Origin of the sequence: Treponema socranskii subsp. socranskii VPI DR56BR1116 = ATCC 35536 (assembly GCF_000468115.1) — a bacterium.
Classification (GTDB): domain Bacteria; phylum Spirochaetota; class Spirochaetia; order Treponematales; family Treponemataceae; genus Treponema_D; species Treponema_D socranskii.
On sequence record NZ_AVQI01000002.1, the window covers coordinates 12,635 to 36,451 of the forward strand.

At 44.8% G+C, this 23,817-nt stretch carries 29 protein-coding genes; 26 read left to right on the plus strand and 3 right to left on the minus strand.

Going from position 1 to position 23,817, the window contains the following annotated elements:
• Window positions 1-48 precede the first annotated feature (48 nt).
• The 25 genes from HMPREF0860_RS00340 to HMPREF0860_RS13695 all read left to right on the plus strand — a co-directional run bounded on the left by HMPREF0860_RS00340 (window position 49) and on the right by HMPREF0860_RS13695 (window position 20,815).
• Window positions 49-1,410 carry a phage portal protein gene (locus HMPREF0860_RS00340; protein ID WP_244870183.1) on the plus strand — a complete coding sequence of 454 codons (1,362 nt, stop codon included), beginning with the start codon at window positions 49-51 and terminating at the stop codon, window positions 1,408-1,410.
• A 160-nt stretch (window positions 1,411-1,570) separates the two neighbouring features.
• The gene (locus tag HMPREF0860_RS00345; protein ID WP_021329345.1) at window positions 1,571-3,241 is read left to right on the plus strand and encodes a phage minor capsid protein; all 1,671 of its coding nucleotides are present in this window, start codon (window positions 1,571-1,573) and stop codon (window positions 3,239-3,241) included.
• Between the two features lie 150 nt (window positions 3,242-3,391).
• Complete coding sequence (locus HMPREF0860_RS00350) at window positions 3,392-3,685, plus strand: hypothetical protein (protein ID WP_021329335.1); 294 nt, start codon at window positions 3,392-3,394, stop codon at window positions 3,683-3,685.
• Window positions 3,682-4,275, plus strand: coding sequence for a peptidoglycan recognition protein family protein (locus HMPREF0860_RS00355; RefSeq protein WP_021329252.1), 594 nt, complete (start codon window positions 3,682-3,684; stop codon window positions 4,273-4,275). The genes HMPREF0860_RS00350 and HMPREF0860_RS00355 overlap by 4 nt, the downstream gene beginning before the upstream one ends.
• Window positions 4,272-4,478 (plus strand): hypothetical protein, encoded by a 207-nt coding sequence (locus HMPREF0860_RS00360; RefSeq protein ID WP_021329246.1) that lies wholly within the window; start codon window positions 4,272-4,274, stop codon window positions 4,476-4,478. The genes HMPREF0860_RS00355 and HMPREF0860_RS00360 overlap by 4 nt, the downstream gene beginning before the upstream one ends.
• Complete coding sequence (locus HMPREF0860_RS00365; RefSeq protein WP_021329321.1) at window positions 4,475-4,738, plus strand: hypothetical protein; 264 nt, start codon at window positions 4,475-4,477, stop codon at window positions 4,736-4,738. Before HMPREF0860_RS00360 ends, HMPREF0860_RS00365 begins: the two co-directional genes overlap by 4 nt.
• Before the next feature lie 195 nt (window positions 4,739-4,933).
• On the plus strand, window positions 4,934-5,284 hold the full coding sequence (locus HMPREF0860_RS00370) for a hypothetical protein (RefSeq protein WP_169720804.1): 351 nt from the start codon (window positions 4,934-4,936) through the stop codon (window positions 5,282-5,284).
• A gap of 160 nt (window positions 5,285-5,444) precedes the next feature.
• Entirely contained in the window at window positions 5,445-5,987 is a 543-nt protein-coding gene (locus tag HMPREF0860_RS00375; protein WP_021329278.1) for a phage scaffolding protein, read from the plus strand.
• 32 nt (window positions 5,988-6,019) lie between these two features.
• Window positions 6,020-6,895 (plus strand): hypothetical protein, encoded by an 876-nt coding sequence (locus HMPREF0860_RS00380; protein ID WP_021329310.1) that lies wholly within the window; start codon window positions 6,020-6,022, stop codon window positions 6,893-6,895.
• Between the two features lie 159 nt (window positions 6,896-7,054).
• The gene (locus HMPREF0860_RS00385; protein ID WP_038080274.1) at window positions 7,055-7,432 is read left to right on the plus strand and encodes a hypothetical protein; all 378 of its coding nucleotides are present in this window, start codon (window positions 7,055-7,057) and stop codon (window positions 7,430-7,432) included.
• Window positions 7,429-7,758: a putative minor capsid protein gene (locus HMPREF0860_RS00390; RefSeq protein ID WP_038080278.1), complete on the plus strand. Its 330-nt coding sequence runs from the start codon at window positions 7,429-7,431 to the stop codon at window positions 7,756-7,758. Before HMPREF0860_RS00385 ends, HMPREF0860_RS00390 begins: the two co-directional genes overlap by 4 nt.
• Window positions 7,755-8,123, plus strand: a complete 369-nt coding sequence (locus tag HMPREF0860_RS00395; RefSeq protein ID WP_021329347.1) for a minor capsid protein — start codon at window positions 7,755-7,757, stop codon at window positions 8,121-8,123. Before HMPREF0860_RS00390 ends, HMPREF0860_RS00395 begins: the two co-directional genes overlap by 4 nt.
• A complete protein-coding gene (locus tag HMPREF0860_RS00400; RefSeq protein WP_021329326.1) occupies window positions 8,095-8,484 on the plus strand; it encodes a phage tail terminator protein in 390 nt (129 codons plus the stop codon). Before HMPREF0860_RS00395 ends, HMPREF0860_RS00400 begins: the two co-directional genes overlap by 29 nt.
• Window positions 8,485-8,487: 3 nt before the next feature.
• Window positions 8,488-8,994, plus strand: coding sequence for a hypothetical protein (locus tag HMPREF0860_RS00405; protein ID WP_021329301.1), 507 nt, complete (start codon window positions 8,488-8,490; stop codon window positions 8,992-8,994).
• Window positions 8,991-9,536, plus strand: coding sequence for a Gp15 family bacteriophage protein (locus HMPREF0860_RS13080; RefSeq protein WP_021329276.1), 546 nt, complete (start codon window positions 8,991-8,993; stop codon window positions 9,534-9,536). The genes HMPREF0860_RS00405 and HMPREF0860_RS13080 overlap by 4 nt, the downstream gene beginning before the upstream one ends.
• A 176-nt stretch (window positions 9,537-9,712) precedes the next feature.
• Window positions 9,713-12,166 carry a coiled-coil domain-containing protein gene (locus HMPREF0860_RS00415; protein WP_021329288.1) on the plus strand — a complete coding sequence of 818 codons (2,454 nt, stop codon included), beginning with the start codon at window positions 9,713-9,715 and terminating at the stop codon, window positions 12,164-12,166.
• A gap of 8 nt (window positions 12,167-12,174) precedes the next feature.
• Window positions 12,175-12,516 carry a hypothetical protein gene (locus HMPREF0860_RS00420; RefSeq protein WP_021329296.1) on the plus strand — a complete coding sequence of 114 codons (342 nt, stop codon included), beginning with the start codon at window positions 12,175-12,177 and terminating at the stop codon, window positions 12,514-12,516.
• The gene (locus HMPREF0860_RS00425) at window positions 12,513-12,968 is read left to right on the plus strand and encodes a hypothetical protein (protein WP_021329340.1); all 456 of its coding nucleotides are present in this window, start codon (window positions 12,513-12,515) and stop codon (window positions 12,966-12,968) included. The genes HMPREF0860_RS00420 and HMPREF0860_RS00425 overlap by 4 nt, the downstream gene beginning before the upstream one ends.
• Complete coding sequence (locus tag HMPREF0860_RS00430) at window positions 12,965-13,327, plus strand: NlpC/P60 family protein (RefSeq protein ID WP_021329285.1); 363 nt, start codon at window positions 12,965-12,967, stop codon at window positions 13,325-13,327. The genes HMPREF0860_RS00425 and HMPREF0860_RS00430 overlap by 4 nt, the downstream gene beginning before the upstream one ends.
• Entirely contained in the window at window positions 13,324-17,349 is a 4,026-nt protein-coding gene (locus HMPREF0860_RS13085) for an RNA-binding protein (protein WP_021329255.1), read from the plus strand. Before HMPREF0860_RS00430 ends, HMPREF0860_RS13085 begins: the two co-directional genes overlap by 4 nt.
• 9 nt (window positions 17,350-17,358) lie before the next feature.
• On the plus strand, window positions 17,359-17,901 hold the full coding sequence (locus HMPREF0860_RS00440; RefSeq protein ID WP_021329259.1) for an NlpC/P60 family protein: 543 nt from the start codon (window positions 17,359-17,361) through the stop codon (window positions 17,899-17,901).
• Window positions 17,898-18,092 (plus strand): hypothetical protein, encoded by a 195-nt coding sequence (locus HMPREF0860_RS13690; RefSeq protein WP_021329342.1) that lies wholly within the window; start codon window positions 17,898-17,900, stop codon window positions 18,090-18,092. The genes HMPREF0860_RS00440 and HMPREF0860_RS13690 overlap by 4 nt, the downstream gene beginning before the upstream one ends.
• 177 nt (window positions 18,093-18,269) lie before the next feature.
• Entirely contained in the window at window positions 18,270-19,550 is a 1,281-nt protein-coding gene (locus HMPREF0860_RS00445; RefSeq protein WP_021329290.1) for a DUF4236 domain-containing protein, read from the plus strand.
• Window positions 19,547-20,383 carry an ion transporter gene (locus HMPREF0860_RS00450; protein WP_021329271.1) on the plus strand — a complete coding sequence of 279 codons (837 nt, stop codon included), beginning with the start codon at window positions 19,547-19,549 and terminating at the stop codon, window positions 20,381-20,383. Before HMPREF0860_RS00445 ends, HMPREF0860_RS00450 begins: the two co-directional genes overlap by 4 nt.
• Window positions 20,384-20,440: 57 nt before the next feature.
• Window positions 20,441-20,815 (plus strand): gp53-like domain-containing protein, encoded by a 375-nt coding sequence (locus HMPREF0860_RS13695; protein WP_156001976.1) that lies wholly within the window; start codon window positions 20,441-20,443, stop codon window positions 20,813-20,815.
• Between the two features lie 30 nt (window positions 20,816-20,845).
• Here the strand turns inward: HMPREF0860_RS13695 and HMPREF0860_RS00455 are convergent, their stop codons facing one another.
• Window positions 20,846-21,892: a gp53-like domain-containing protein gene (locus HMPREF0860_RS00455; protein WP_021329265.1), complete on the minus strand. Its 1,047-nt coding sequence runs from the start codon at window positions 21,890-21,892 to the stop codon at window positions 20,846-20,848.
• Window positions 21,893-21,978: 86 nt separating this feature from the next.
• Complete coding sequence (locus HMPREF0860_RS13090; RefSeq protein ID WP_021329282.1) at window positions 21,979-22,341, minus strand: YjcQ family protein; 363 nt, start codon at window positions 22,339-22,341, stop codon at window positions 21,979-21,981.
• Between the two features lie 55 nt (window positions 22,342-22,396).
• Between HMPREF0860_RS13090 and HMPREF0860_RS00465 the strand changes: the two genes are divergently transcribed.
• Complete coding sequence (locus HMPREF0860_RS00465) at window positions 22,397-22,594, plus strand: hypothetical protein (RefSeq protein ID WP_038080282.1); 198 nt, start codon at window positions 22,397-22,399, stop codon at window positions 22,592-22,594.
• A 73-nt stretch (window positions 22,595-22,667) separates the two neighbouring features.
• Here HMPREF0860_RS00465 and HMPREF0860_RS00470 read toward each other — a convergent pair whose 3' ends face one another.
• On the minus strand, window positions 22,668-23,723 hold the full coding sequence (locus HMPREF0860_RS00470; protein ID WP_021329248.1) for a tyrosine-type recombinase/integrase: 1,056 nt from the start codon (window positions 23,721-23,723) through the stop codon (window positions 22,668-22,670).
• Window positions 23,724-23,817 lie beyond the last annotated feature (94 nt).

Consider the following 23,817-nt stretch of genomic DNA (forward strand, 5'->3'; position numbering starts at 1 on the left):
ACTATATAAAGAGAGGCGAAGATGTTAGCGCAGATAAGGGGATTTTTTATGAACATATTAAACCTTTTCCGCTCGTACACAATCGAGCAGATAACGGGAATTGAAACAAATATCACGGGCGAAATGTACGAGCGCATATCACTCTGGGCGGATATGGTTGCGGGGCACGCGCCGTGGAACGATAAAGCGCCGCCGTGCGGGATTTTAGACCAGATCGCGGGCAGGTTGAACAACCTTGTAAGCCGCGAAATCGGGCTTGAGGTTGAAAACGACGCGATCGCCCAGCCGATGTATCACTTGAATGACAACGTTGATAAAGTCGTTGAGTACATCACCCTACTCGGCGGCTGTGTAATCCGCCCGATTTACAGCAATAATAAATTACAATACGAGGCAATCCCACTCGGGAACTACCTGCCTACCCGCTACGACTTCGACGGCACATTGACTGGCGCTTTAATTATGAAAAATATCATCGACGGAAACAAGAGGTATTTACTGACTGAAGAACATGATTTTGACGGCGCGCACCATACGGTGAAATGCACGCTCTACGCAAACGAGGGCGGCGCACTGAAACTCGTGCCGCTTTCCGCTTGTGCGCAGACGGCAAATATAACGCCGGTGTATACATGGCAGAACGTCGCGCAACCGATGATTATAGAATTCCGCAATCACGCGGTAAATAAAATCGACGGAAGCAACGTACCGTTTGCGCTTATTGCGGGCGTCGAAAATCTTATTAAAGACGCGGATGAACAGTACGAGCGCATGAACTGGGAGCAAAAAGCGGGCGAAGCGCGCGTTTGGGCTGACCGCGATATGTTTATGAAACGTACGATCCGCGACGGAAAGACACTCGGCGTCCAGATGACAAAAGAGCTCAACCGCCTTGTTACGATGATTGACGGGGATGGAAGCACAGACGGGAAAAAGATAATCGAGCATACGCCCGCGCTCCGTACCGACGCGCAAAACGCAATGCTCCAGCAGATTTTCCGCCGTATCGAATTAAGCTCGAATATCGGCAAAGGCACGATAAGCGACGCCGAAGCCGTGCAGCAGACGGCGACGCAGTACACCGGCGGCAGGCAGGAACTCTATGCAATCGTCGATCGTATCGAGGATGAAATCAAAGCCAAATACCAATTATGCGCGAACGTGTTCGCTTATATGGCGGCGGCATACGGAATCGGACAAAACGACGCGACGATTACCGTAACGTGGAACGACGATCAGACACGGAAAGATATGGGGCAAGCAAAATTGCTTGCAATAAACGAAATCAATGCGGGCGTAAAAAGCAAATGGGAGTACCGGCGCGACTTTTACGGTGAGGACGAAGCGACGGCAAAGGCGAATGTGCCTATTCCCGAAGCCGCGCCCGATCCGTTTAATTTTGGAGCATAGTATGAGCGGGAAAAACGATAAAAAAACAAGGCGTGAAGTAAGGCACGCGGTACGAAGCGCGAGCGGAAAACTGTTTGACGAAATCAAAGAGATAATAAACGCATATCCGCTTCGTACGCGTTTACGGTTTGCATGGCGTATCTTACGGGGCAAGTGGTAGATGCTCTCTCCCCGCTATCTTGAAGGTGCCGCCGACACGCTCGTCGATATTTACTCACAACTCGAAACAGACATCTTACGCGATATGGCGCGCCGTATTGCGAAGTTGGGTAAAGTTACCGACGCGACCGATTATCAATCGCGCATACTCGCCGAAGCTGGCGGATTAAAACAAAACATTGCAAAGATATTAAAAGGCTACGATAAAAAAATCATTAAAGCTGTGCAGGAAACGTATACCGAAGCGCTCAAAAAAAACACGGCAAACGACAACCGAATATTCAAGGCGGCGACGGGTCGAACGGTAAGCGATCAGAGCGCGCAACAGACGCTCGCGACCGTGCAAAACGCGCATAATAATTTATCGCGTCTGACACGCACAACAGCCGCGACAAGCCAACAGCAATTTGTACAACAGGCAAATCGCGTTTTTATGGAAGTACAATCGGGTGCGTTTGATTATGAGAGCGCGACAAGGCACGCTGTAAACGATATGGCCGCACGGGGAATAACAACCGTGCAGTATCAAAACGGAAAACCCGTAACGCGTACGATAGAAGCCGCCGTGCGAATGAATGTTTTAACCAGCATAAATAATACAGCGGCGACGGTAACGATGAGCAACTGCGAGGATTTAGGTTGCGATTTAGTCGAAGTGTCGGCGCATATCGGCGCGCGAAACCGCGACGGGCCGAACCCGTGGAGCAATCACGAGGCATGGCAAGGGAAGATATACAAGCTAAACGGAAGCACCGATAAATACCCGAACTTTTACGATACGTGCGGCTACGGGGAAGCGGATGGGATATGCGGTATAAACTGCCGACACTCGTTTTATCCGTATTTTGAGGGATCCGAAGCCCGTTACAGTGATAACGAACTCGACGACATGAAAGACAAGGACGTCGAGTATAACGGGCAGAGAATGAGCCAATACGAAGCGGAGCAACGTCAACGCGGAATCGAGCGCAATATCCGAAAGTATAAACGCCTTGCCGAATCCGAAAAAGCGGCGAACCTTGACAACACACGTGCGCGGCAGAAAATCGGCGAATGGCAGGCACGAGCGCGAGACTTTAGCAGGCAGACGGGATTAGAGCGCGAATATACACGCGAACACATCGGCACGAGTGGCGGGAAACAGCCGATGAAAACGACACCTAAAACGGAGCTTACGCGCGCACACGCGGAGAATATGTTTCCCGATGAAAAATGGAATGAACGGGGCAAAAATATATTTGTAGCTGAAAACAGGGAGAGCCTCGCAAAAAGAAATTCGACCGAAAAAGATAAGTTTGAAAGAGAACTTTCACAAGCAAAATTGTTACGAAATTCTGGTCATGTTGTGTATTTGCCGGCTGAAACAGGAAGCGGGAAACATTATGATTTTATTATGGACGGAGTACCTACAGAAGCAAAGCAAGTACAAGGTAACATAAATACTTTAGGGACGCAGTTTAAACGTGCTTTAAAACAGGGACATAATATATTTATCCAGACAAAAGACAAAACCGTAAAAGATATATATTCAAAATTTATAGGTGAAACAAATACCCTTATTAAAAATAAGACCGAATTGAATGCTGATACTGAAATCTATGTGTGGATTGATAATAAAATGTATACATGGAAATTAAAAGAATTTATCGATATTGCAAAGCGTATTCCATAAAAACAGAAACCGCCCTAGTTGGCGGCTTCTATTTAGCTGAACGTAGGTTATCCCTTGTTCAATTATAATATACGACCTTATTTATTATTTGTCAAGCGTGAAATTTCATCAAAAATCAGAAAACAAAAATGACTATATACATGAGGGATTATGACGGGGACACAGATTTTTTTAGGCATTGTAGGCTTCGTCGGCTTTTCCGGCATCGTCACCGTCGTAAAGGTGATTATCGATTATGCCAACGTACGGAGTACGCAAGTGCAGTACAGGAAAGAGCTCGACGAAATTCGGCAAGACATCAAAGACTTTCGCTTGTATCGGCTCGCGATGACGGAGACGATCGCGGAACTTACGACGTCAATAAAAATGATGAGTAATAATATCGACAAGCAGTTTGAAAAGCTCGAAAAGAAAATCGACGAAATGAGGAAACATCGATCATGAACATCACGGATATGCTTTTGACACCGAACGAGTACAGCCGCCCGAAAATCCCGATACGGCGCGTTATGGCGATCGTCATGCACTGGACGGCAAATCCGAAAGTATCGGCGCTTAATAATCGGAATTATTTCGAGAGTAAGAAAACGGGCATGGGCGGCTACGGCTCGGCACATTACATTATCGGGCTTGAGGGCGAGATTATCCGGTGCATACCCGAAAACGAAATCGCGTACCATTGCGGCTCGAATAAACTCGATCCCGTAAGCGGAAGAACGTACACCGACGAAGCACGAAAGCGTTTCGGACATTATGCGCTCCGTCCGGCCGTTACCTCGCCGAACTACGTAACGCTCGGCATCGAATTATGCCCAATAGACGAAGCGGGGCATTTTACCGACGCAACGATCGTTTCAGCAATCGAACTGTGCGGGGTATTAATAAAACGGTACAAACTCACGACGAACGACATCACGACGCATCACAATATTGTCGGCTGGAAAAACTGCCCGAAGCTCTGGACGGATCATCCCGATTTATTTGAAGCGTTTAAGGCGAGCGTCGCTGACTATATAGCAAGGGGGAATGTATGACAACACCGGCGGAAACGAAACCGAATAAATTAAAATCGGTGAAATTCTGGGTGACGATTTGGGCTGTAGGTATGGTGAGTTACATCGTTATCGGAAACCGAACGGAGTTTACGCTTATTGCGCAATGGCTCTGCGCTGTGCCGCTTGCGTATCTCGGCGTAAACGTATGGCAAAAGAAAATATATGAGGATAGCGCAAAATGACAGGAACGATTATCAGCACTGCAATCTCCGTTGTTATGGCGGTTTTTGCAGCGGGCGCATTTTACATTGCGCATATCGAACGGCGAGCGCGGAGAAAGGTAAATCGAGAGTACATGGAGATGGTAGAACATGAGAGGCAAATGGCAGGAAGCGTTACAGACGCAAACGCGAAAAAAGAGGAATTGCAAAGCGGCGATAATAGCGCTGATTTTGACGCCGGCATTGACGTGTTGCACGAGTACGCAGAAAAGAAGCGGTAGCGTCCCGTATGTTGTCGTACCCGACCCGATACAAAAGGACGGGACAAGCGCGGTTATTTTAGACGCGGAGACGGATACGGTGTCAATGCCGATGTGGTACTGGCGGAAAATCGTAAATTATATCATCGACACGCAGGCGGCGCTAAAAATCGCCGGAGCGGAAAAACAAAAATGACTATATATGTAGAGGTAATCATGAAAAATAAAATTATTGGAGTTGGGGGAATGTTGCTTTTTGCGGCGGCAATCGTAACCGCGAAATTTGTCAGTGTTCCGATTGCTACCGTGATCGAAATCGCTCTTGCGGCATTCGGTCTTACTGCGGTGATTATATCGGCGGTAAGAACAGCGAAAGGGAAAAACAAATTTTCGTGGAAAACGGTTGTCGTTATCGCGCTTGCGGTAATCAGCGGGGTTTTGTGTTGTATCGGCGGATTGTCGCAAAATATTTTTGAAACGGTTTCGAGCGCGATACTCGCAACACTGACGGTAATTTTCGGTATTTTATTTGATAAAAAACCGAATGTAGCAAACAGTAAAACTTAACGCGGCGGCAACGTTGTGTCGGCGGTCGTGCGCACTTGCACCCGTGCGGCCGTCGTTTTTTTGAAAATTAAAATGACTATATAAATGCGGAGCGCGACGCGTAAAACGGGCGCTACTCTATCGGCGGGCAACGCCGTTAAATATGCGTAAAGGGGAATATATGAAACGGGAATTTTTGGAAGGCTTAAAACTTGAGGCGGACGTGATTGATAAAATCATGGCGGAAAACGGCAAGGACGTAAACCGCGAAAAAGCGAAGTTTGCGGACTATGACGAGTTGAAAGCGCAGCTCGAAGCGGCGAACAAGACGCTTGACGGTTTTAAGGATTACACGGCGGTAAAAGCGGACGTCGAAAAATACAAGGCGGAAAGCGAGCGCATCAAAAAAGAGGCGGACGATAAAATCGCCGCACTTGAGCGAAGCTCGAAAGTCAAGGATTTTTTGAGCGGGAAAAAGTTTGTAAACGATCTGACGCGCGAAGCGCTCGCATCGGAGTTGTCGAAACAGCTTGAAAGCGATGTCGCGAAAGGAAAGTCGCTCGACGAACTTTTTGAGGCGTTGACGAAAGACAAAGAAAATATCTTCGCCGACGATAAAAAGCCTACGCCGCCGGTGGTCGCCCCTATGGGCGGCACGCCGAACGGCAAAGACGACGGCAGAGCGGCGGCACGTGCTGTCATGGGTTTACCGCCCGAAAAGTAATGCGCATATAACGCGCAAGGGAGATTTTTTATATGGCAAGGGCAAATACTATCGCTATTTTTAAGAAGAATATCGACCTTATCGATGAGGTGTATAAGGTCGAATCGAAGAGCGCGGTTTTGGAATCGAATGCGGCGCTTGTGAAAAACGGTGAGAACGCGGGAGAGTTTATCATTCCGAAAATCGACATGGACGGGCTCGGTGATTATTCGCGGAGCGACGGTTACAAAACCGGCAAGGTTGATTTGACGAATGAAACCGTAAAATGCGACTTCGATCGCGGCCGCGAGTTTACCGTTGACGCAATGGACAACGAGGAAACGGCAGGCGTCGCATTCGGTCGCCTTGCAAGCGAGTTTATGCGCACAAAGGTTGTGCCGGAGCTTGACGCGTTTCGTTTTGCAAAATACGCAGGAAAGGCCAGAAAGAAAGTCGCCGCAGCGCTTGCGGACGGTGGAGCTGTCATGGCGGCAATCGGAGCGGCTATCACGTATATGGACGACGCGGAAGTGCCGGAAGAAGGACGCTATTTGTTTATCACCCCCGCGCACCTGAACGCGATAAAGTCGCTCGACACGACAAAGAGCCGTGAACTGCTTGCAACGCTCGAAGGACGTATCGTGAAAATTCCGCAGGCACGTTTTTACTCGGCGATCGACCAACTCGACGGCGCGACAAGCGGCGAGGAAGCGGGCGGCTACAAAAAGAACACGACCGCGAAAGATTTGAACTTTATGATGGTTCATAAATCCGCGCTTATCCAGTTTTCGAAGCACACGGTAACGAAGATTTTTACGCCGGAAGAAAATCAAAAGTCCGACGGCTGGCTGTTCCACTACCGTTCATACGGCATCGCCGAAGTGCTTGAAAACAAGGTAAACGGAATTTACGTACATACGGCCGCGTAAACAACGCAGGGCGCGAAAACGCCCTGCATTTAGGGGGAAAATATGAGGACAATCGGGATTATCGAAGATGTAAACGCAAAACCGAAAGACGGTGAGAAGAAGCCCAAAAGCGGCGACGCAAAACCGAAAGACGGTGAGAAAGAGTAAAAGGGGCGCGTCGTGTTTGAGAACGTCACTTATACCTTTTATTCCGATACGCTCGGGCGATCCGACATGCCGACGGAAGCCGATTTTAATAAATATAAGCTCGAAAACTTGTTATTTGTTAAGCGGCTTTTAGGCGACGGTCTTATCGTCGAGCGCGAAGAGCGCGGGATTGACAGCGCCGTCTGTATGATGATTGAGGTCGATTACAAGGCGGCGCAAATTGCAACGGGCGAAGCGCTCCCTGCATCGTCGGAAAGTATCGGAAGTTTCAGCCATAGCGAAAACACGAAGGCATACGATACGCAAGTTGAATTAAACGCGAAAAGCGTTGAACAGCAAAAGTATCGCGTGCTTTCTCTGTTTTGCGATGTAACGGCAGGGCGAGCATGAGTAAACCTATCCCGTTAAAATTGCTCGTTCACACGGTAACGGTGCGGCGAAATCTGGGTATTGACGAGGACAGAAATGTCATCTGGTCTGAACCCGAGACAGTCGCCCCCGTGCGGTGCGAGCCGGTAAAAGCGGAAGTGCTTGCGGGAAACGGTGTGCAGCGCGACGATAAACTCACGTTGTTCGTCGATTGTACGCACTCGGCGTTCGTCCCCGAAAAAGGTATGCAGGTTGAATTTCTCGGCACGGCCTACACCGTGCGCGAGGCGACGCCCTATTTTGCGGACACGGCGAACGTACATCATTATGAGGCAGCACTCGTATGAGTAAAAAGGTGTTTGAACTTGCGGCAAAGCTCGATTTTGACACGGCGAAAATCATGCAAAAAATTAACAAAAACGCATCCGCCGCACAAAAACGACTTGACGCCGCAGTGCTTGCCGACAGTAACAAATATTGCCCTATGCAGACGGGAACGCTCCAAAAAAGCGCGATTATTGCTACCGTCATCGGAAGCGGCCGAATATCGTGGGTTACGCCTTACGCACGTAAGCAATACTACGAATATCCCTCAAAACGACACAACCGCAACCCGAACGCAACGGGCAAATGGTTTGAAACGGCAAAAGCACGGAGAATGAAAGAATGGGAGCGTATCGCAAATGAAGGGTATCGCGAAGCTGGTAAATAGCTATCTGAAAAAGAAACTCGACTTAACGATTTACAACGATGTATTTGCGGACGATAAGGCGGGAGCGACGGACATCATCTGCCGCTACGATCCGAGCGAAGCTGCCGAACGGCGGTTTATCGACGGGACGCGGCGCGTTGAAGAACAGCTCTCGTTTTATTGCCGAAGTCCGGACGCGACACAAGCGCGCGATACGCTCGATGATATTATTAAAACGCTTGACAATCATCATATTTTGCAAATTGACGACGACAGGCTGATTTGCCAGTGCGAAGCGGTAACGTTGCCGCAATTTGTGGATATGAGCGACAGCGGAAAAACGACGTACACGTGTACGGTAAAAATTATTTACAGGGAGTAAAATATGGCGGAAACATTGGAAGCTGGCGGCGAGCTTAAAAAATATCACGTCGCGTTATTTGTTACGGAAGCGGGAACCGGCGCGCCCACGTGGACGCAGGTGTGTAAATCGACCGATAATACCATCACGCTCAACGCGCAGACGGCCGAGCGCGATTTTATCGTCGATCATGCGCCGACGACCATCATCGAACGCTACTCGCCCTCGTTGAGCGAGCCGCTCACGCTCGTAAAAGGGGAAAGCGACTACGACTTTTTCTGGAAAAAGTTTTATGAGCTTCCCGTCGGCGCAAAGGCGAAAGGAAAAATGCTCATCGTTTTTTACAACGATGAGGAAAAAGCCGGCGGCAAGTCGAAGTTTAAATCGTGGTTGTGCAACGTGCTTTTCACGTTTGACAACCTCAATCCCGTTGATGGCACGCTTACCGTGAACACCAACATCAACGGCACGATCACCAAAGGCACCTGCGAAGTCGCAGGAAATGTGCCGACGTTCACCGCCGCAGCATGAGCCTTTTGACGAAGCTCAATCTGCCGGATAGCGTTTGTGTGTCCGGCAGATTTTATAAAATTAAAACAGGGCATACGTACTGGTTCCGCTTCGCCGAAATTATCGACGACGAGGACGCGACGCTCGACGACTTCGATTTTTTGTTTGATGGTAACGCGCCCGAAGACAAGAAAGAAGCGTTTAATGCGTTACTCAGTTTTTACTGGGAGAAAAAAGAAATCCCGCGCGCAACGGGCGAAGCGACGAGCGAGCGGATCATCAACTACAGCATTGATGCAGATTTAATCTATGCAGCTATTATGCAGTGCTACGGGATCGATTTGTGCGAAAAGCAAATGCACTGGCATAAAGTACGTGCGTTGATTGCGGGGCTTACGGGAACGAAGTTTAACGAAATTATGAGCTATCGATGCTCAAAGCCCGGCAAAGATAAAACGATGGCGAAGCTGAAACGCATCTGGGCGTTGCCTGTAAAAGAGAGCGCGGAAAACAAAGCAGCGCGGGAACGGTTTAACAAATTGCTGGAAACGAAATCAGAGTAGTCCGCGTTTTTTAAGCTCACGGGATAAGAGGCGAAAAAAAAGGTAAACCGGCAGACCGCCGATAAGAGCGCCGACAGCACCACAAATGACGAGAAAGGCTATTGAAAGGAATACGTCCATAACAAGCACCTCGTCTATAGTATCAACATAAAACGCGGAAAAGTCAAGGAGTTTTTATGAGCGATGGACGCCTAGATATAGATACCAGAATTAACACTCAAAATCTCGATAAAGACGTAAAATCCGTTGATGCAAAACTAAAGGGATTATCAAAATCGGGTAGCACAAGTCTTGGCGGACTTGTCGGTTCTTTTACCGCTGTTGCAACGGTAGCCGGTACAGTTGCAGGAACAATTGCTCTTGTCAATAAGGGTATAAAAGCTATTTCAGCAGCATATATAGAACAGACAAAAGCCGAAAAACAGCTTGAAATCGCCGCGCGAAATAATCCGTATTTGAACGATTCGAACGTTTCCGCACTTCGAAATTATGCGTCCGAAATCCAATCGCTTACGGTTTACAGCGAGGGCGAGCTTTTGCCGATGATGGCGCAGTTATCGGCAAGTGGGCGTACGCAACAACAGATTATGGATATCATGGGCGCGGCTGTCGACGTTGCCGCGTCCGGCACAATGGATTTAAACAGTGCCGTCTCCGCGCTCAATGCCACGTACAACGGTATGGCTGGTACGCTCGGCCGGCAAAACGGCGCGATAAAAAACCTCACCGAAGAACAGCTTAAAAACGGCGACGCGGTAAAAATTGTTGCCGAACAGTATAAGGGCATGGCGTCCGAAGTCGCAAAAACGACGGGCGCTGGCACGCAATTAAAAAACGCATTTGACGATTTGAAGAGCGTACTCGGAAAACCGTTTGTTGAAGCGATGACGCCGATAGCCAATTTTTTTACCGACCTTATCAACGGATGGGTTGAGGCAAGAAAGAAAAAAGATGAATACTACGGCGCAAAGGAAGCGGAGAAATCCGACAAAACAACGCTCGATCAAGATAAGCTCTTACTACAAGAGGAGCAGAAACGATTTAAGAGCATCGACGAGCAATTAAAGTATTCCGACAAAAGAGCGCGCGAAGCGCTTACGAAATATAACTCGATGAGTAAGAGCGGCGTATTCGGCGAATTCTCCGCAGACGTACAGGCCGCAAAACGGGAGCTTGATGAATGGAACAAAAACACCGGTAAGCTCGCCGAACAATGGCAGGCGTCGAAATCGCGAATTGAACAGCTGACGGCGAAAGTACAAAAACGGGCGCAGTCGGAAAGCGACGAAGCCGCGAGAGCAAAGGCAGCAGAGGACGCAAAAAAGGCAGCCGAAGCGGCGGCCGCGATTGAAAAGGGAAACAACGACAAAGCCGAAGCCGCACTGAAAACATATCGCGAAACGATTGCGGCGAAAGAAAAAGAGCTTGAAATAAGGCGACAAATAAACAACGAAACCCACAAACTCTCGGAAGAAGAATTTGAACAAGGAGCAAATGAAGAGATGCTCCAAACGCGAATTGCCGCGTATATCAAATTGATACAAGACGCGCAAGGCACGATAACGGGGGATGCCGAACGCGAGCGTATCGAGCGCGAAAAAATACTTGAGCTTACAGAAAAAACGACAAGCGCGCAAAAAGAAGCGGAAGCCGAAGAAGCGAAAAAAGCGCTGTTGAAAGACCTTGACGACGCACTCGGCGGGGAGAAATTGAAGCAGTCAGAAATTATGGCGAAACAAATATCCGACCTCGAAATCGAATACGAAAAGCTCACCGCTGAAAAGAAAGCGGAAATCAATGAAGAATATACGCAAAAAGTAAAAGAATTATCCGAGAAACGAAAGGAAATAATCGCCGAAGAAAAAGCGGCGGACGAGCGAGCAACACTTGAATCGGTCGGAAAGAAGATCGAAATCATCACCTCGTTTGCCTCGCAATATACGAGTATTTTGGCTACTATCTCCGACCTTGTAACACAGCAGGCAAAAAACGAAGCGACAGTAAAACAGGCGGAAGTCGAAAAACAGTATCAGCAAGGAATTATCAGCGAAGAAGAATATACGAAACGGAAAATCGAAATCGAAAAGGACGCGGCCGAAAAAACGTATCGCATACAGATGTGGCAATGGGCGGGAAGCATAGCACAAGCGACGGCGAACACGGCGCAAGCGATGGTGTCAACGCTCGCACAGGAAGCGGGACCGGCGGCATTAAAAATCGCAATGGCGGCGATGGTTGCGGCGGCGGGGGGCGCGCAGCTTGCAACGATTATTGCAAATAAACCGATCCCGCCGAGTAATTTTGCAACCGGCGGTATTGTCGGCGGTACGAGTTATACCGGCGATCGTGTTACGGCGAATGTGAACTCCGGCGAGATGATATTAAACCGAATGCAGCAACGGCATTTATTCGACAGCATAAACTCGAATCAACTCGGCACGAAGCCGCAGATGAATGTAAAGATATTTAATTCAGCCTCGAACGAAGTATCGGCAAAGCCGGAGATGACCGAAGACGGAATGCGGATAATGATACGAAAAATCGTAAGCGATGACATCGGAAGCGGGCGAATGAATAAAAGTCTCATCGCCGCGCAATCATCGTTCGGCGGTACGCGATATACTAATTAGGGGGATATATGGTTTTGTGGCCTACGGGGGTAAATAAATCAGCCTACGGTATGAATACGGGCGTAAAAGAAAATATTAAAGTAACGGAGTTTGAGAGCGGAAAGTCCCGTTCGTTTTTATTAAATTCTGCGCCGCAACATACGTTTTCGTTCAACATTGATTTTTGGTCGGACGAGGAAGAACGCGCCTTTTGGACGTGGTACGACCACGTCCTGCTTTCGGGTTCGGAAAGTTTTTTGTTTCCCGATTTGTTTACGCATACGGGAAACACGGAGTATATCATGACCGATACTCCGTCTGTTTCGGGGCAGATGCCGAAAACTGTATCAATCACCGTGAGGGAAGTATGAACGCAAGTTTTGAAAAACTCGCACAACAGCACGGGCGGTATTCGCTGCCATATCTTATTAAATTACACGACGATAAAAACATGATCGTTATGCGATTTGTAAACGACGTCAAAAGCGTAACATTTAACGGCGACGTGTACACGGCGGGGACGTTTAGTTACAAACCGAATGCAAGCGAACAGGGATTTACCGGCGGCGGGACGCTTGAAATAAGCGTACAGGGAAACGCCGTCATCGATTTAATCGAAACGCATCGCGAGGTGCGTCTTGAGGTTGTCGGCTGTATCATGCAGGACGGGAACATAGCGGAGCTGAAATCGTTCCGTCATCACTACGGGAAAGTTAAAACCGACAGAGCGACGGCAAAGTTTACCTTTGAAAAAGACGACCGCTTATCGATGACATTCCCAGCGCTTATCTGGAGTGCATTTAACAATCGGGGAAACTCATGAAGTGGGACGATTTATTGACCGTGCCGTATAAGGCGAACGGACGCGATATGTCCGGCATGGATTGTTACGGGCTTGTATTGGAATGCTGTAGGCGGAACGGAACACCGCTTCGAGATGTGCGCTACGAGGGCACGGAGATTTCAGCCGATACGCTTAGTTTTTATACGCGCGCGGTAAACGTTCGCCCGATAGAGAGCGCGGAAGCGGGCGCAATCATCGAATGCGAATACGAGGGAAATTTACATATTGGTTTTTTAGTTGATACAAAAACCGTGTTACACATGACATACGAGTGTATGCGCGTATCGCCGCTCTTGGCGTTTCGGCACGTACAATTTTATGAGGTGATAAAAAAATGAAAGCGCTTGTGTATAAAAACTTATCGGATGCGTTTGATGTTGTCGATATTCCCGTTGGAAAACCTGTAAATCATGTCATCGAAATCGATCGCGAGCATACCGTCGTTATCGTAAACGGGAAAACACAACCCGCCGATTATATTGTGCAAGAAAACGATATGATTATTATCCGTACCGTGCCGGCGGCTATTTCAACGGCGGCTTTAATCACGGCGATCGTCGTAGGCGTCATTGCAATCGGAGCGGGCGTATACGCAGGAGTAAAAGCATATCAAGCGCGAGAGGCGGCAAAGCGCGCAGAACAAGAAATCGAGAAGATGAAAAACCGCTCGAAAGACGGCGTCGTAAATCTTCCGTACATTAAAGGTGCATCGAATACCGTCGCTACGGGCAAAACCGAACCGTATATCATCGGGGAGCATTTATTCACGCCGTACATTCTCAATTCCGGCGGAAAGTATCAAGGCTATTCGGTTATCGGCGGCAAAAACGGGAAAGATCAGTTTTACATTGTCGTGCTTGAGGGCGGTTTTAAGAAACAGGTATTGCGCCGCCTTAGAAGCGATGACGTTACGCTTAAAACGTGGAGCGGCGACACACCGCAAGAGGGCGTATATCAATTTGATGAGGGCGCTTTTTATGATGCCGAATCGCTCATCGAAATCGCGCAGGACGGAAAGCCTTTCGACACTCCCGAATTTAATAAAAAAATCGTACAGCAAACGCTGAACGACAATCTCCGAAAAAAAGACGATGAGCAGTACGAGGATTTGATTTATACGCTCGAACGCTATTCGATGGCGGCGGACGTTTGTATTTTATTCAACGGGCTTTTGGCGTATGATGATAAAGGTAATAAAACAGATCGCACGGTTGTTATAGCACCGTCATACTCGCTCGACGGCGGGAAAACGTGGACGGTATTTGATTTTAATCAAAACGGCGCTCATCAAAATGTATTTATTTATAAAACGCTTAATCAACTGCGTTTTAACGCGCATATCGATTTTGATTTTAATAAAGTAAAAAATCTCAATCAGCCGATTATGATAAAGCTCTCATGTAACACGCCTAAATATAAAGGCTCCGCATACGATCAATGTTATGTGCAATGGGTACAATCGACGATCTACAATCCCGACGAATCGAAGACGGGATTTGTACCGGAGAAAATCATCGGAGAGACCGAAGCGAAGCTCTCGACGACTATCGGTTTAAAAATAAAATCGACGACAAGCAATCAAGATAAACTCAAAAAAATAAACGTCATAACGTGCGGAACCGCTCGCACATGGAACGGTGTACAATGGAGCGCTGAAAAAACGCCGACGCGAAATCCCGCCGCATGGCTTTTGGAAGTGCTTACCTCGCCGACGCATACGCCCTCGCAGTGCGACGACAGCGAAATTGACCTCGCATCGTTTGGCGCGCTTTATGAATTTTGCAAACGCGAAAAACTCACGTGCGATATGGTGCTTGTCGATGGCGAACCGAAAGAAAACGTATTACAGAAAATCTGTCAAACGTGCTACGCGACGTTGTATCAAGATATTTACGGAAAAATCTCGGTCGTATCGGACAGCAAAAAAGAAAACGCAATCGCCGTTTTGAACGAGCAAAACCTCATATCGTTTTCGTATGAAAAAGACCTCGCGCGGCGTACTGACGGGATAAAAATAAAGTACATCAGCCGCGCGGCGGACTACGCCGAAGACACGTGCCTCGTCATGCGTAAAGGCGCGGTACGGGACAGCGAGAGCATCCTGCGCGACATGAACGTTACCGGCATCACCGAGTATAAACAGATTGTAAAATATGCGCGCTACGTTATGGCGTGCGACGAACTACGCCCGAAAACGGCAACCGCGCGCGTCGGTAAAGAGGGGATATTTTTTACGCCGCTTGCAAAGGTGCTTGTGCAACATCCATCGCTTAAAATTGGGCTCGGAAGCGCGCAAGTAAAAGCGGTTGTAACAGAGGGAACGAATATCACTGCGCTCCGTTTATACGAACCCGTAACGCTCGATACAACGCACGATTTTACCGTGATTATCCAGTGCATCGGAAACGATTACTGTACGCCGCTTACGCGCGCGATAAAGCGGTATAACGGACGCACAAGAGAGATCGAGTTTACAGAACCTATCCCTCTTACAAGCCCGATACAGCCGCACGCGGGCGATATTTTATCCTATGGCTATCAAACGGAAACCGTTACAAGTCAAATGCTCATCACGGGCATACAACCCGATGACGACGGCTATACGCTCACGCTCGTCGATTATAACGAGGCGATTTATGACACTGGCGACATCCCCGATTATACGCCGAACATATCGCAATCGGGCGATGGCGCGACAGGTACGATCCCTGCGCAGGCGGTAACGCCGGAAGATTTGGCGCGCGTACAGCGCACCATCATAAGCCCGTCGTTTTATGTACTCGACGTATCGCCCGAAATACAAAGCGTGCCGTGCAAAGCCGACGGAACATTGTTTGACAACACGGCGACGGTCGAGATCGTCGCAAAACTGTATTTCGGCATAGACGATACGGACAAAGGCATAAACCGTTCTGCGGCGCTTGAAGACGGAACGATCGTCGGAACATGGGACGATAACGTTTTGACGATCCCCGTGTCATTGCTCACGTCAAACACGCTCCGTGTTTTTATCACCGTAAGCGACAGCGAGAATAGAACACGGACAGCGATCGCTACGGTAAATAAATTGTATGCGGGCGATACACCGTTCACGTACATTATGCGTTTGAGTGAAAACGCGGTACGGGTAAGCGAAGATAAAGAAATTATCCCCGCAAAAATCGCGGCACAAAAATTAATAAAATCGGGCGCGGATTATATCGATACCGACTACGGCAATATAACCGTATCGATCGACGGCGGAAAAGAACAGTCGGTAAAAACGGGCGATGTATTTGTATTCATCGAAACCGATAACGGTTTTCTCGGCGACGACGCGGGGCGATTTATATTGTTTGACGATGCCGACTATGCGGCAAACGGCGTAAAAATCCCGTACGGCGCGAAGCAGTTGATTTTCCGTTACCGCACACCCGAGAATGTGATTATCCAAAGCGAAACCGTGCCGGTGCTGTACGACGGTGCGAAGGGTGATAAAGGGCAACGCGGCTCGTCTTATTGGGGTACGAAAAAACCGGACGAAGCGGTATACGGCGATTATTACCTCGATGTAAACGACGGGTATATTTACGAGTACAGCGCGACGTATAATGCGTGGGTAAAAATCACCGATTATACCGATTTTCGATACAAGCAGGCGATGAACGATATGCTCTCCGTTGCCGAACACGCGCCGAATGTACAGTTTCTTGCGGTTGTAAATGCGTGGGTAAAAAACCTCGTCGCAGGTACGGCGCTTATAAACGAACTGTTTGCGAAAAATATCATCGCACAAAATAAAATCGCATCGAGTAATTATTATGACAAACACGGGAACCATACGGGTAACGGTTTTTTGATAGATGCACAAACAGGGAAACTCTTTGCGAATGACGGGATATTTAACGGTGAAATAAACGCAACAAAAGGAACGCTTAATCATGTAACTGTAAATGGATTCTACGAAAGCAATACTACACCTTTTCAACCTATCGCAATGTTAAATCTTGGTTATAATCATGGAATAATACAATTAATTAATAATAAAAATGTGGCATCTGTTTTACGCGTTGATGTAGGAAAATATTTAATACATCTAAATAATCCAGTAAGACTTAAAACACATATTTATAATGGAAATAGATATATCGACGTTTTTGTGTTGGGAAATGCTGCGGATTCATTTGAATCCGGTTTTCAAAACAACATATTCATGACACCGAATTGGCTTCGTAATTATGTTGATGGACGATTAAGTGTTGACTCCGATGGTTATGCTATTGTATCATATTTAGAGATTTACTTTAGTGATAATAATTCGGATTCATATCAAGATCCGATTTCAGCACAATGTTTTATTTTTGGGACAGAAACCGATTAAGGAGCTCTAATGATGAAACGAATTATAATTATTTTATTATTAACAATAATATTTGTATCATGTAATAATCATGAAAATAGCTTTACGGAGATCGATTGCCCCGATGAGATATGCGCGCGTGCATTTAAATTTGCAGAACTGTATAAAGAAACAGGTATGCCGTATGAACTCGGCGGACAATCTCCAGTACGCTCGGCGGGGATCGATTGCTCTGGTCTTGTTGTCATGTGTTATAAATATGCCGTTGTCGATACAAAATACAATCTCCTTTTCGGTGATGCGTCTGCAAATGCCATTTATATGAACTACAGTACGCCGACAAAATCTCCGAGACGGGGCGACTTGGTTTTTATGGGCGAAGCCAGTACGGCAAGCGTTACCCATATTGCGATCTTCGATAAAATAGAAAATGAAACGGTTTATTTTATCGACAGCACATTAAAAGATACAGACGGAGACGGCAATTATGATATAAACGGAGTTAGCTCACGTGATTATGGGGAAGCTGACGATAGGATTAAAGCGTATGGAAGAATGAGGTTAGCATATTGAAAAATTTTGTTTATCGTGATGAAAATAATTTCAATGTTATCGGCGTTTCTGTTAATGATACTCCATCTGAAATTGCAAAAATAATCCCCTGCGGAAAAAAATTTTATTTTTTTACCTCAAGTGATGATATAACAAATATTATTAATAATGATGAGTATGCCGGTGTTGGCGCATTAAAAATTGTAACTTGATTTATATTATTCTAAGGTATTACCTTTAATGACAGCACAATCCTCACGAGCACCGACACTGCGCTGTGGTGAGGTCTATTAAGTATTTCGTTTTTATGAAAAATCCGCCCCGAAAAGGCGGATTTTTTTTATTGACAGAATGATAATGTAGGCATACTATTATAAAACGAGGTAAAAATGGGCTTGCGTTATCATAAACGAATTAAAATTTGTAAAGGCTTGTATTTGAATGTTTCAAAATCAGGCGTTGGATTATCGCTCGGACAACGAGGAGCGTCTTTAAGCGTAGGTTCAAGGGGAACATATTCAAATTTAGGAATTCCCGGCACGGGTATTTCTTACCGAGAGCGGATCGATAATACTTCTGAATCGGATAATTCGAGCAGCAAAACAACAGTACATTATCACATTGAAATTGATGATGCAGGTGTAGAAACAGTTATTATAAAGGATACATCCGGTGCGATTATTACCGATGAAAGAATTATTCGGCTTGTAAAAAAGAACGATACCTTTAAGGCTTCATTAGAAAGTGTAAGGGTAGAAAAGCAAAAAGAAATCGCGAAAAAAACGGAATGCTTGTATGACATATACAAAAATGCCGACAAAATCGTTTCCGAAGAACAAGTTGTCGAGGAAATGAATCAATTAAAACCGGAAGAATACATAGTGAAAGAATATCCTGTGAAAATTCCTGAAATGTTGGATTTTTATGCGGAAGCGGAAGCAAAAGCAAGACGGGAAATTAAAACGATTAAATTCTGGACTCTCAAAAAACTACGTAAAGATTATGCGTTAAAAGTAATGGAAGAAGAATTTAATAAAGCAACTTTAAGATGGAAAAAAGATAAAAAAGAATTTGATGAAAAAGAGCAGGAATATAAGCAAAAACGCGATGCAGAATATTTGAAAGATTTTAATGAGCAAAAAGATATTTACGAAAAAATACTTAACGGTGATGAAAGCTATATTGCTGAAACAGTAGATAATATTTTATCTGAAATAAAATTGCCCGTTGATATTTCAGTCGATTATAAAGTACAAGGGACTTGTATTAGTTTGGATTTGGATTTGCCAGAGATTGAAGATTATCCGAAAATAAAATCGACCTTATTAGCGAGCGGAAAAGTATCGATAAAAAATAAAACACAACTTGAGCTTAATACCGATTATGCGATGAGTGTAACGGGTTTAGCATATTACCTTGCCTCTGTTGTTTTTAATATATCACCTAAAATTAGTAACGTAAAAATTAGCGGGTATACACAAAGAATAAATAAAAAAACGGGTAATGAAGAAAACCAATATGTCTACTGGGTAGATTTTGATAGAAAAATATTCGCTACATTAAATATTTCATCATTAAATCCTATTCTCGGATTTGATAATTTCAAAAATCAAAAAGATATTACTTCAAAATACGAAATGAAAACTATAACGTTGGAGCAAGAAAAATGACAACATACGCGAAGATAAAAAAACGAACTTTTGAAATCATAGAAAAAGGCGGACATGGCGATACGCCGAGTAAAGTTTTCGATATTTTTATAATGATTTTAATATGTCTCAATGTCTTATCAGTTTTTGTGGAGACATTCACTATTTCAAATACAATGCGGAAAATTCTTGCCGATATTGAATTATTCTCAATTATTATTTTTTCCGTAGAATTTATCTTGCGTGTTTGGACGGCGGATTTTTTATATAAAAACTTATCTCCCGTAAAAGCAAAGATACGATATGTATTTTCTTTTATGGCATTGATTGATTTATTCGCAATTTTACCGTTTTATATTCCGTTCGTAATAAAAGTCGATTTGAGAGTTTTGAGAATATTACGTTTATTCCGTTTATCACGAATTATAAAAGCAAATAGATATACAAAGTCATTGCAAAAAGTTATGCGCGTTATAAGTGAAAAATCGGCTGAACTATTCTCCGCCGTTTTAATGCTTTTTATTTTAATGCTTATATCTTCTGTGTTGATTTATTATATCGAATCCCCCGCGCAACCGGATGTTTATAAAAATGCTCTCTCCGGCCTCTGGTGGTCGATTGCAATTTTTACATCTGTATGGCTAGGTGATATTTATCCCATAACCGCCACAGGAAAAATTTTATGTGCATTAATGGCAATCTTCGGCGTTGCGATTATCGCTGTTCCTACGGGCATTATATCGTCTGGATTTGTAGAAGATAATTCTGAAAGCGCAGATAAACAAATAGAATTATTAAAAGAGATAAAAAAAGAAATCGATGAGTTGAAAAATAAATCAAAGTCAGAAAATTAAACTATCCGATTTTTCTTGCTGGATGTTCGGTAATTTCAGCAATCTACGCTCCGCTAGTTGAAGCGTAAATGCGGGCTTTCGCATACGTTTAGTATACAGCGATTGCGCAAAAATGCAAGTGGTTTTGCGCAAGAAGCGAGCGAAACCGCGAGCTATATAAAACATGGGAACGGTTTAATTAAACAGTGGGGATATTGCTCGGATAAAGGCGAATCAATAACTGTTACATTTCCTTTGAGTTTTTCAAATACCAATTTTTTTGCAACGGCAGCAGCTATAAATGATAATAACGACAGCTCTCCATATACTTTTTATGTTGTGTCTCAAAAATCAAGAACTGCGCGTTCTGTTATATTTAAAAGAAATCGACATCGTGATGGTAATACTTCAAAAGATACAACACCATTTATTTGGTCTGCGATAGGATATTAAACGCTTCAATTCGTCAATTTAATTTTATGCTTAAAATCCGATAGCAAACCAGTCAACATATCCATTGGGATAGCTACTATTGTATTTCCCCAGAACAAAGAACCTGTTTTTTTCTACCACCCATCCAGCAGTATAATGAGGCACAGAAACTTCTGAATAGACTCCACTGTGCTGTCCACATATTAATCTCGGTATGGCAGTAAACGCAATTGGATAGTATATAGGAGTATTTAAATCGGAATTTTTCGTCACTCCCCACTGTTTAATTAAACCGTTCCCATGTTTTATATAGCTCGCGGTTTCGCTCGCTTCTTGTGCGACGATGTCGGAATTAAGGATGGCATAACGCTCGCCGTCAAAAAGCATTTCATACGTGCAACCTCCGCTTATGGCACCGATTCCGCACTGGAATTTACCGACATACACCGGCGCAGCTCCGGTATAGCCGGTTCCATTATGTACGTTAAGTGTAAGGTTATAAGTTCCTCTCACTCCGCCGCCATCATTTGCAAACTTAACGTAGATATGCGCACCCGCTTTTCGCACGAAGCCCGCAATCGTTACCGCTTTAGCCATTGTGTTTGTTGCAGTTGTACAAACACCGAAATTTGCACACTCACGGACTGTATTGCCCTGCGTGTATACGGGTATACCGGCGCTCCCCGCATTTGCTATCGTCGCATGTATTTCCGAACATGCAGTTGCGATCCCATCGCTGTTAATAAAAATCGGTGTCGATGTATTTCCGATCGCCGGATGCGCTTGTGGCGTTCCGATTTTCTGCGCATAGGTAGCGGCATCCGCTGTTGCCGCTGCGACGGCGGAACATACTTTCGGTATACCGTTTTTATTTATATATACGGGTGTTTTTTCCGTTCCGACTGATAACGGAGCGCCAGCCGCGCCTAAATGAGCGGCATATTCCGCATCGGTTGCTTTTTTTGCTCTACCCGCCGTTGCATCTTTTAGTTTTACGCCTTTTGTTGCTTCGTTTTGTGCGATTAATAAAATGTCATCATCGCCTGCCGAAGCCGCAGGAGCTTTATTGTATATCTCTTGTATCGTTGTCGTTGCCATATTTCACCTCTACGTATATAGTCATTTTGGTAAATTGATTGTAGAGGCAAAAGTTAATAAACATACTTGATACGGAAAGTTTTTTTTTATTTAATAATATCCTTTATACCTTTTATCATCTTATACGTCCGCAGCATCATTGTATTTTCTGCGAGATATTGTAAACCTTGTAGCGTTATGCGTATTTCCGAAATATCAACAGATGACGTACCGTCGATAAATGATTTTATTCTTACGCCGTCGATATATCCCGCATCGCGGAGCATTGTGATATATTCTTTCCATCGCGGATATGATATATCGAGCGCCTCGTGCCCTATTTCGTCGGAAATCTTAAACCCTCTATGTGTCTCTTTATCGACATCAAGCGATTTTTCGAGACGGTTTAATAATTTATAAATCGTTTTAAACGCGGCTGTCATATCTTTATTATCGGCTATTGTTTCCATACCTATATAGTCATATAAGCGTTTCGGGGCTATTTCTCGAAATGACTATATAGGTATGATAGCGATAACGAAACGTGTTTGGGAAAAAATAAAAGAAAAAGCCGAAATAGCAGAGTTGGAAACACTTATAAATGAAGGTGTATCATTACAAAAAAAATACAAGAATAATTTTGCTATTGATTTGACGGTCGCACAAAATAAACAGTATTATGCTTTTTTAAGTAAGGAACGTGAAAAATCCGTCAAAAAATAACTCCCACGTCAGAATGTATCTGACCTTCGGGCATCATCACGCGCGTCCAGTCAAAATCGTTTGATTAAATTAGTTATTTATTTAAAAGTAAAAAACGATCGCGTTGCCATTCTAGAATTTCAGTTAGGTCTTCCGGCTTAAACGAGGTATATACGTCCGCAATACCGCGAAGCGAATGCCCCGCAATGCTTTCCACTTTTAGCGGATTAACGCCGGAAGATTTCGCGTCGGTTATAAAGAAATGACGCAACGAATGAATTGTTAGTTTTCGATCTTCGGCATTTTCGATTTGTTTAATAATAGGGTTTATATTTTGATAAATGTATTTTATGGAGTGCGGCGTTTCGTGTATTAACGGTACAAGTTCCGATATAATCGGAATGTGCCGTGATATTTTAGTTTTGAGTGGTAGATATTCTTTGCCTATTAACTGTTTTGTTAAATTAATAAAATAAAATCCATTTTGATTAATGATATCAGATGATACTATACCCGCACATTCTTTAATGCGCATACCTGTAAGCGCAAGTAGAATAATAAGTTCGCGGTCATAGGCGTCTGAAATTGATCGTACCAGTAAACATATTTCATCAACAGAAAACGAATCGCGGCTTGTACCTACTGGTAAGGGCGCGAAATTTTCAAACGGGTTTTTTGCAAGTAAACCGTCGCGTTGCGCGTTTACGGTTATGATTTTTAGCGTCGCCATAATTAAATTGATGGTGCGATTTGCAAGTCCTTGTGTAATAAGTTTTTGACGCATAGATATTAAAAACGAATAATTGACATCTGCAATTCTTACTCTACCTGCTAAAGGTATGATATGTGCATTTAATACCATGCGATATGCTTTGATTGTATTTATCGAATATTGCCCTTGTGCTTGTTTGTCTTTTACAAAATCGGAATCATCGTTAAAAAAGTTTTTTGCATATTCGGATAATAATTTTGATGTACCAGTCCATAATAAGCCATCTTTAAAAAGGCGCTCACAATAAATTTGCGCCGCCCCCTTAGATGTACAACCTGTTGTTTTTGCCGATGTCCGAATCCCATTTAAATCATACGTGCGATAATACCAATAATCCCCGCGCTTATAGAGCGAAAACGCTTTTTTATAACGACCCATAAAATACCCCTTGTTTTGGCTTCATTCTGGCTACTCTTGTTCGTAATTTATTGTATTATAAAAGAATAAAACACACAATAAGTAACAGTATATT

What these genes read in the sequence shown, in the direction of transcription:
- HMPREF0860_RS00340 (WP_244870183.1), top strand. Translation starts at nt 49, where the DNA reads ATGAACATATTAAACCTTTTCCGCTCGTACACAATCGAGCAGATAACG.
- HMPREF0860_RS00345 (WP_021329345.1), top strand. Translation starts at nt 1,571, where the DNA reads ATGCTCTCTCCCCGCTATCTTGAAGGTGCCGCCGACACGCTCGTCGAT.
- HMPREF0860_RS00350 (WP_021329335.1), top strand. Translation starts at nt 3,392, where the DNA reads ATGACGGGGACACAGATTTTTTTAGGCATTGTAGGCTTCGTCGGCTTT.
- HMPREF0860_RS00355 (WP_021329252.1), top strand. Translation starts at nt 3,682, where the DNA reads ATGAACATCACGGATATGCTTTTGACACCGAACGAGTACAGCCGCCCG.
- HMPREF0860_RS00360 (WP_021329246.1), top strand. Translation starts at nt 4,272, where the DNA reads ATGACAACACCGGCGGAAACGAAACCGAATAAATTAAAATCGGTGAAA.
- HMPREF0860_RS00365 (WP_021329321.1), top strand. Translation starts at nt 4,475, where the DNA reads ATGACAGGAACGATTATCAGCACTGCAATCTCCGTTGTTATGGCGGTT.
- HMPREF0860_RS00370 (WP_169720804.1), top strand. Translation starts at nt 4,934, where the DNA reads ATGAAAAATAAAATTATTGGAGTTGGGGGAATGTTGCTTTTTGCGGCG.
- HMPREF0860_RS00375 (WP_021329278.1), top strand. Translation starts at nt 5,445, where the DNA reads ATGAAACGGGAATTTTTGGAAGGCTTAAAACTTGAGGCGGACGTGATT.
- HMPREF0860_RS00380 (WP_021329310.1), top strand. Translation starts at nt 6,020, where the DNA reads ATGGCAAGGGCAAATACTATCGCTATTTTTAAGAAGAATATCGACCTT.
- HMPREF0860_RS00390 (WP_038080278.1), top strand. Translation starts at nt 7,429, where the DNA reads ATGAGTAAACCTATCCCGTTAAAATTGCTCGTTCACACGGTAACGGTG.
- HMPREF0860_RS00395 (WP_021329347.1), top strand. Translation starts at nt 7,755, where the DNA reads ATGAGTAAAAAGGTGTTTGAACTTGCGGCAAAGCTCGATTTTGACACG.
- HMPREF0860_RS00400 (WP_021329326.1), top strand. Translation starts at nt 8,095, where the DNA reads ATGAAGGGTATCGCGAAGCTGGTAAATAGCTATCTGAAAAAGAAACTC.
- HMPREF0860_RS00405 (WP_021329301.1), top strand. Translation starts at nt 8,488, where the DNA reads ATGGCGGAAACATTGGAAGCTGGCGGCGAGCTTAAAAAATATCACGTC.
- HMPREF0860_RS13080 (WP_021329276.1), top strand. Translation starts at nt 8,991, where the DNA reads ATGAGCCTTTTGACGAAGCTCAATCTGCCGGATAGCGTTTGTGTGTCC.
- HMPREF0860_RS00415 (WP_021329288.1), top strand. Translation starts at nt 9,713, where the DNA reads ATGAGCGATGGACGCCTAGATATAGATACCAGAATTAACACTCAAAAT.
- HMPREF0860_RS00420 (WP_021329296.1), top strand. Translation starts at nt 12,175, where the DNA reads ATGGTTTTGTGGCCTACGGGGGTAAATAAATCAGCCTACGGTATGAAT.
- HMPREF0860_RS00425 (WP_021329340.1), top strand. Translation starts at nt 12,513, where the DNA reads ATGAACGCAAGTTTTGAAAAACTCGCACAACAGCACGGGCGGTATTCG.
- HMPREF0860_RS00430 (WP_021329285.1), top strand. Translation starts at nt 12,965, where the DNA reads ATGAAGTGGGACGATTTATTGACCGTGCCGTATAAGGCGAACGGACGC.
- HMPREF0860_RS13085 (WP_021329255.1), top strand. Translation starts at nt 13,324, where the DNA reads ATGAAAGCGCTTGTGTATAAAAACTTATCGGATGCGTTTGATGTTGTC.
- HMPREF0860_RS00440 (WP_021329259.1), top strand. Translation starts at nt 17,359, where the DNA reads ATGATGAAACGAATTATAATTATTTTATTATTAACAATAATATTTGTA.
- HMPREF0860_RS00445 (WP_021329290.1), top strand. Translation starts at nt 18,270, where the DNA reads ATGGGCTTGCGTTATCATAAACGAATTAAAATTTGTAAAGGCTTGTAT.
- HMPREF0860_RS00450 (WP_021329271.1), top strand. Translation starts at nt 19,547, where the DNA reads ATGACAACATACGCGAAGATAAAAAAACGAACTTTTGAAATCATAGAA.
- HMPREF0860_RS00455 (WP_021329265.1), bottom strand. Translation starts at nt 21,892, where the DNA reads ATGGCAACGACAACGATACAAGAGATATACAATAAAGCTCCTGCGGCT.
- HMPREF0860_RS13090 (WP_021329282.1), bottom strand. Translation starts at nt 22,341, where the DNA reads ATGGAAACAATAGCCGATAATAAAGATATGACAGCCGCGTTTAAAACG.
- HMPREF0860_RS00465 (WP_038080282.1), top strand. Translation starts at nt 22,397, where the DNA reads ATGATAGCGATAACGAAACGTGTTTGGGAAAAAATAAAAGAAAAAGCC.
- HMPREF0860_RS00470 (WP_021329248.1), bottom strand. Translation starts at nt 23,723, where the DNA reads ATGGGTCGTTATAAAAAAGCGTTTTCGCTCTATAAGCGCGGGGATTAT.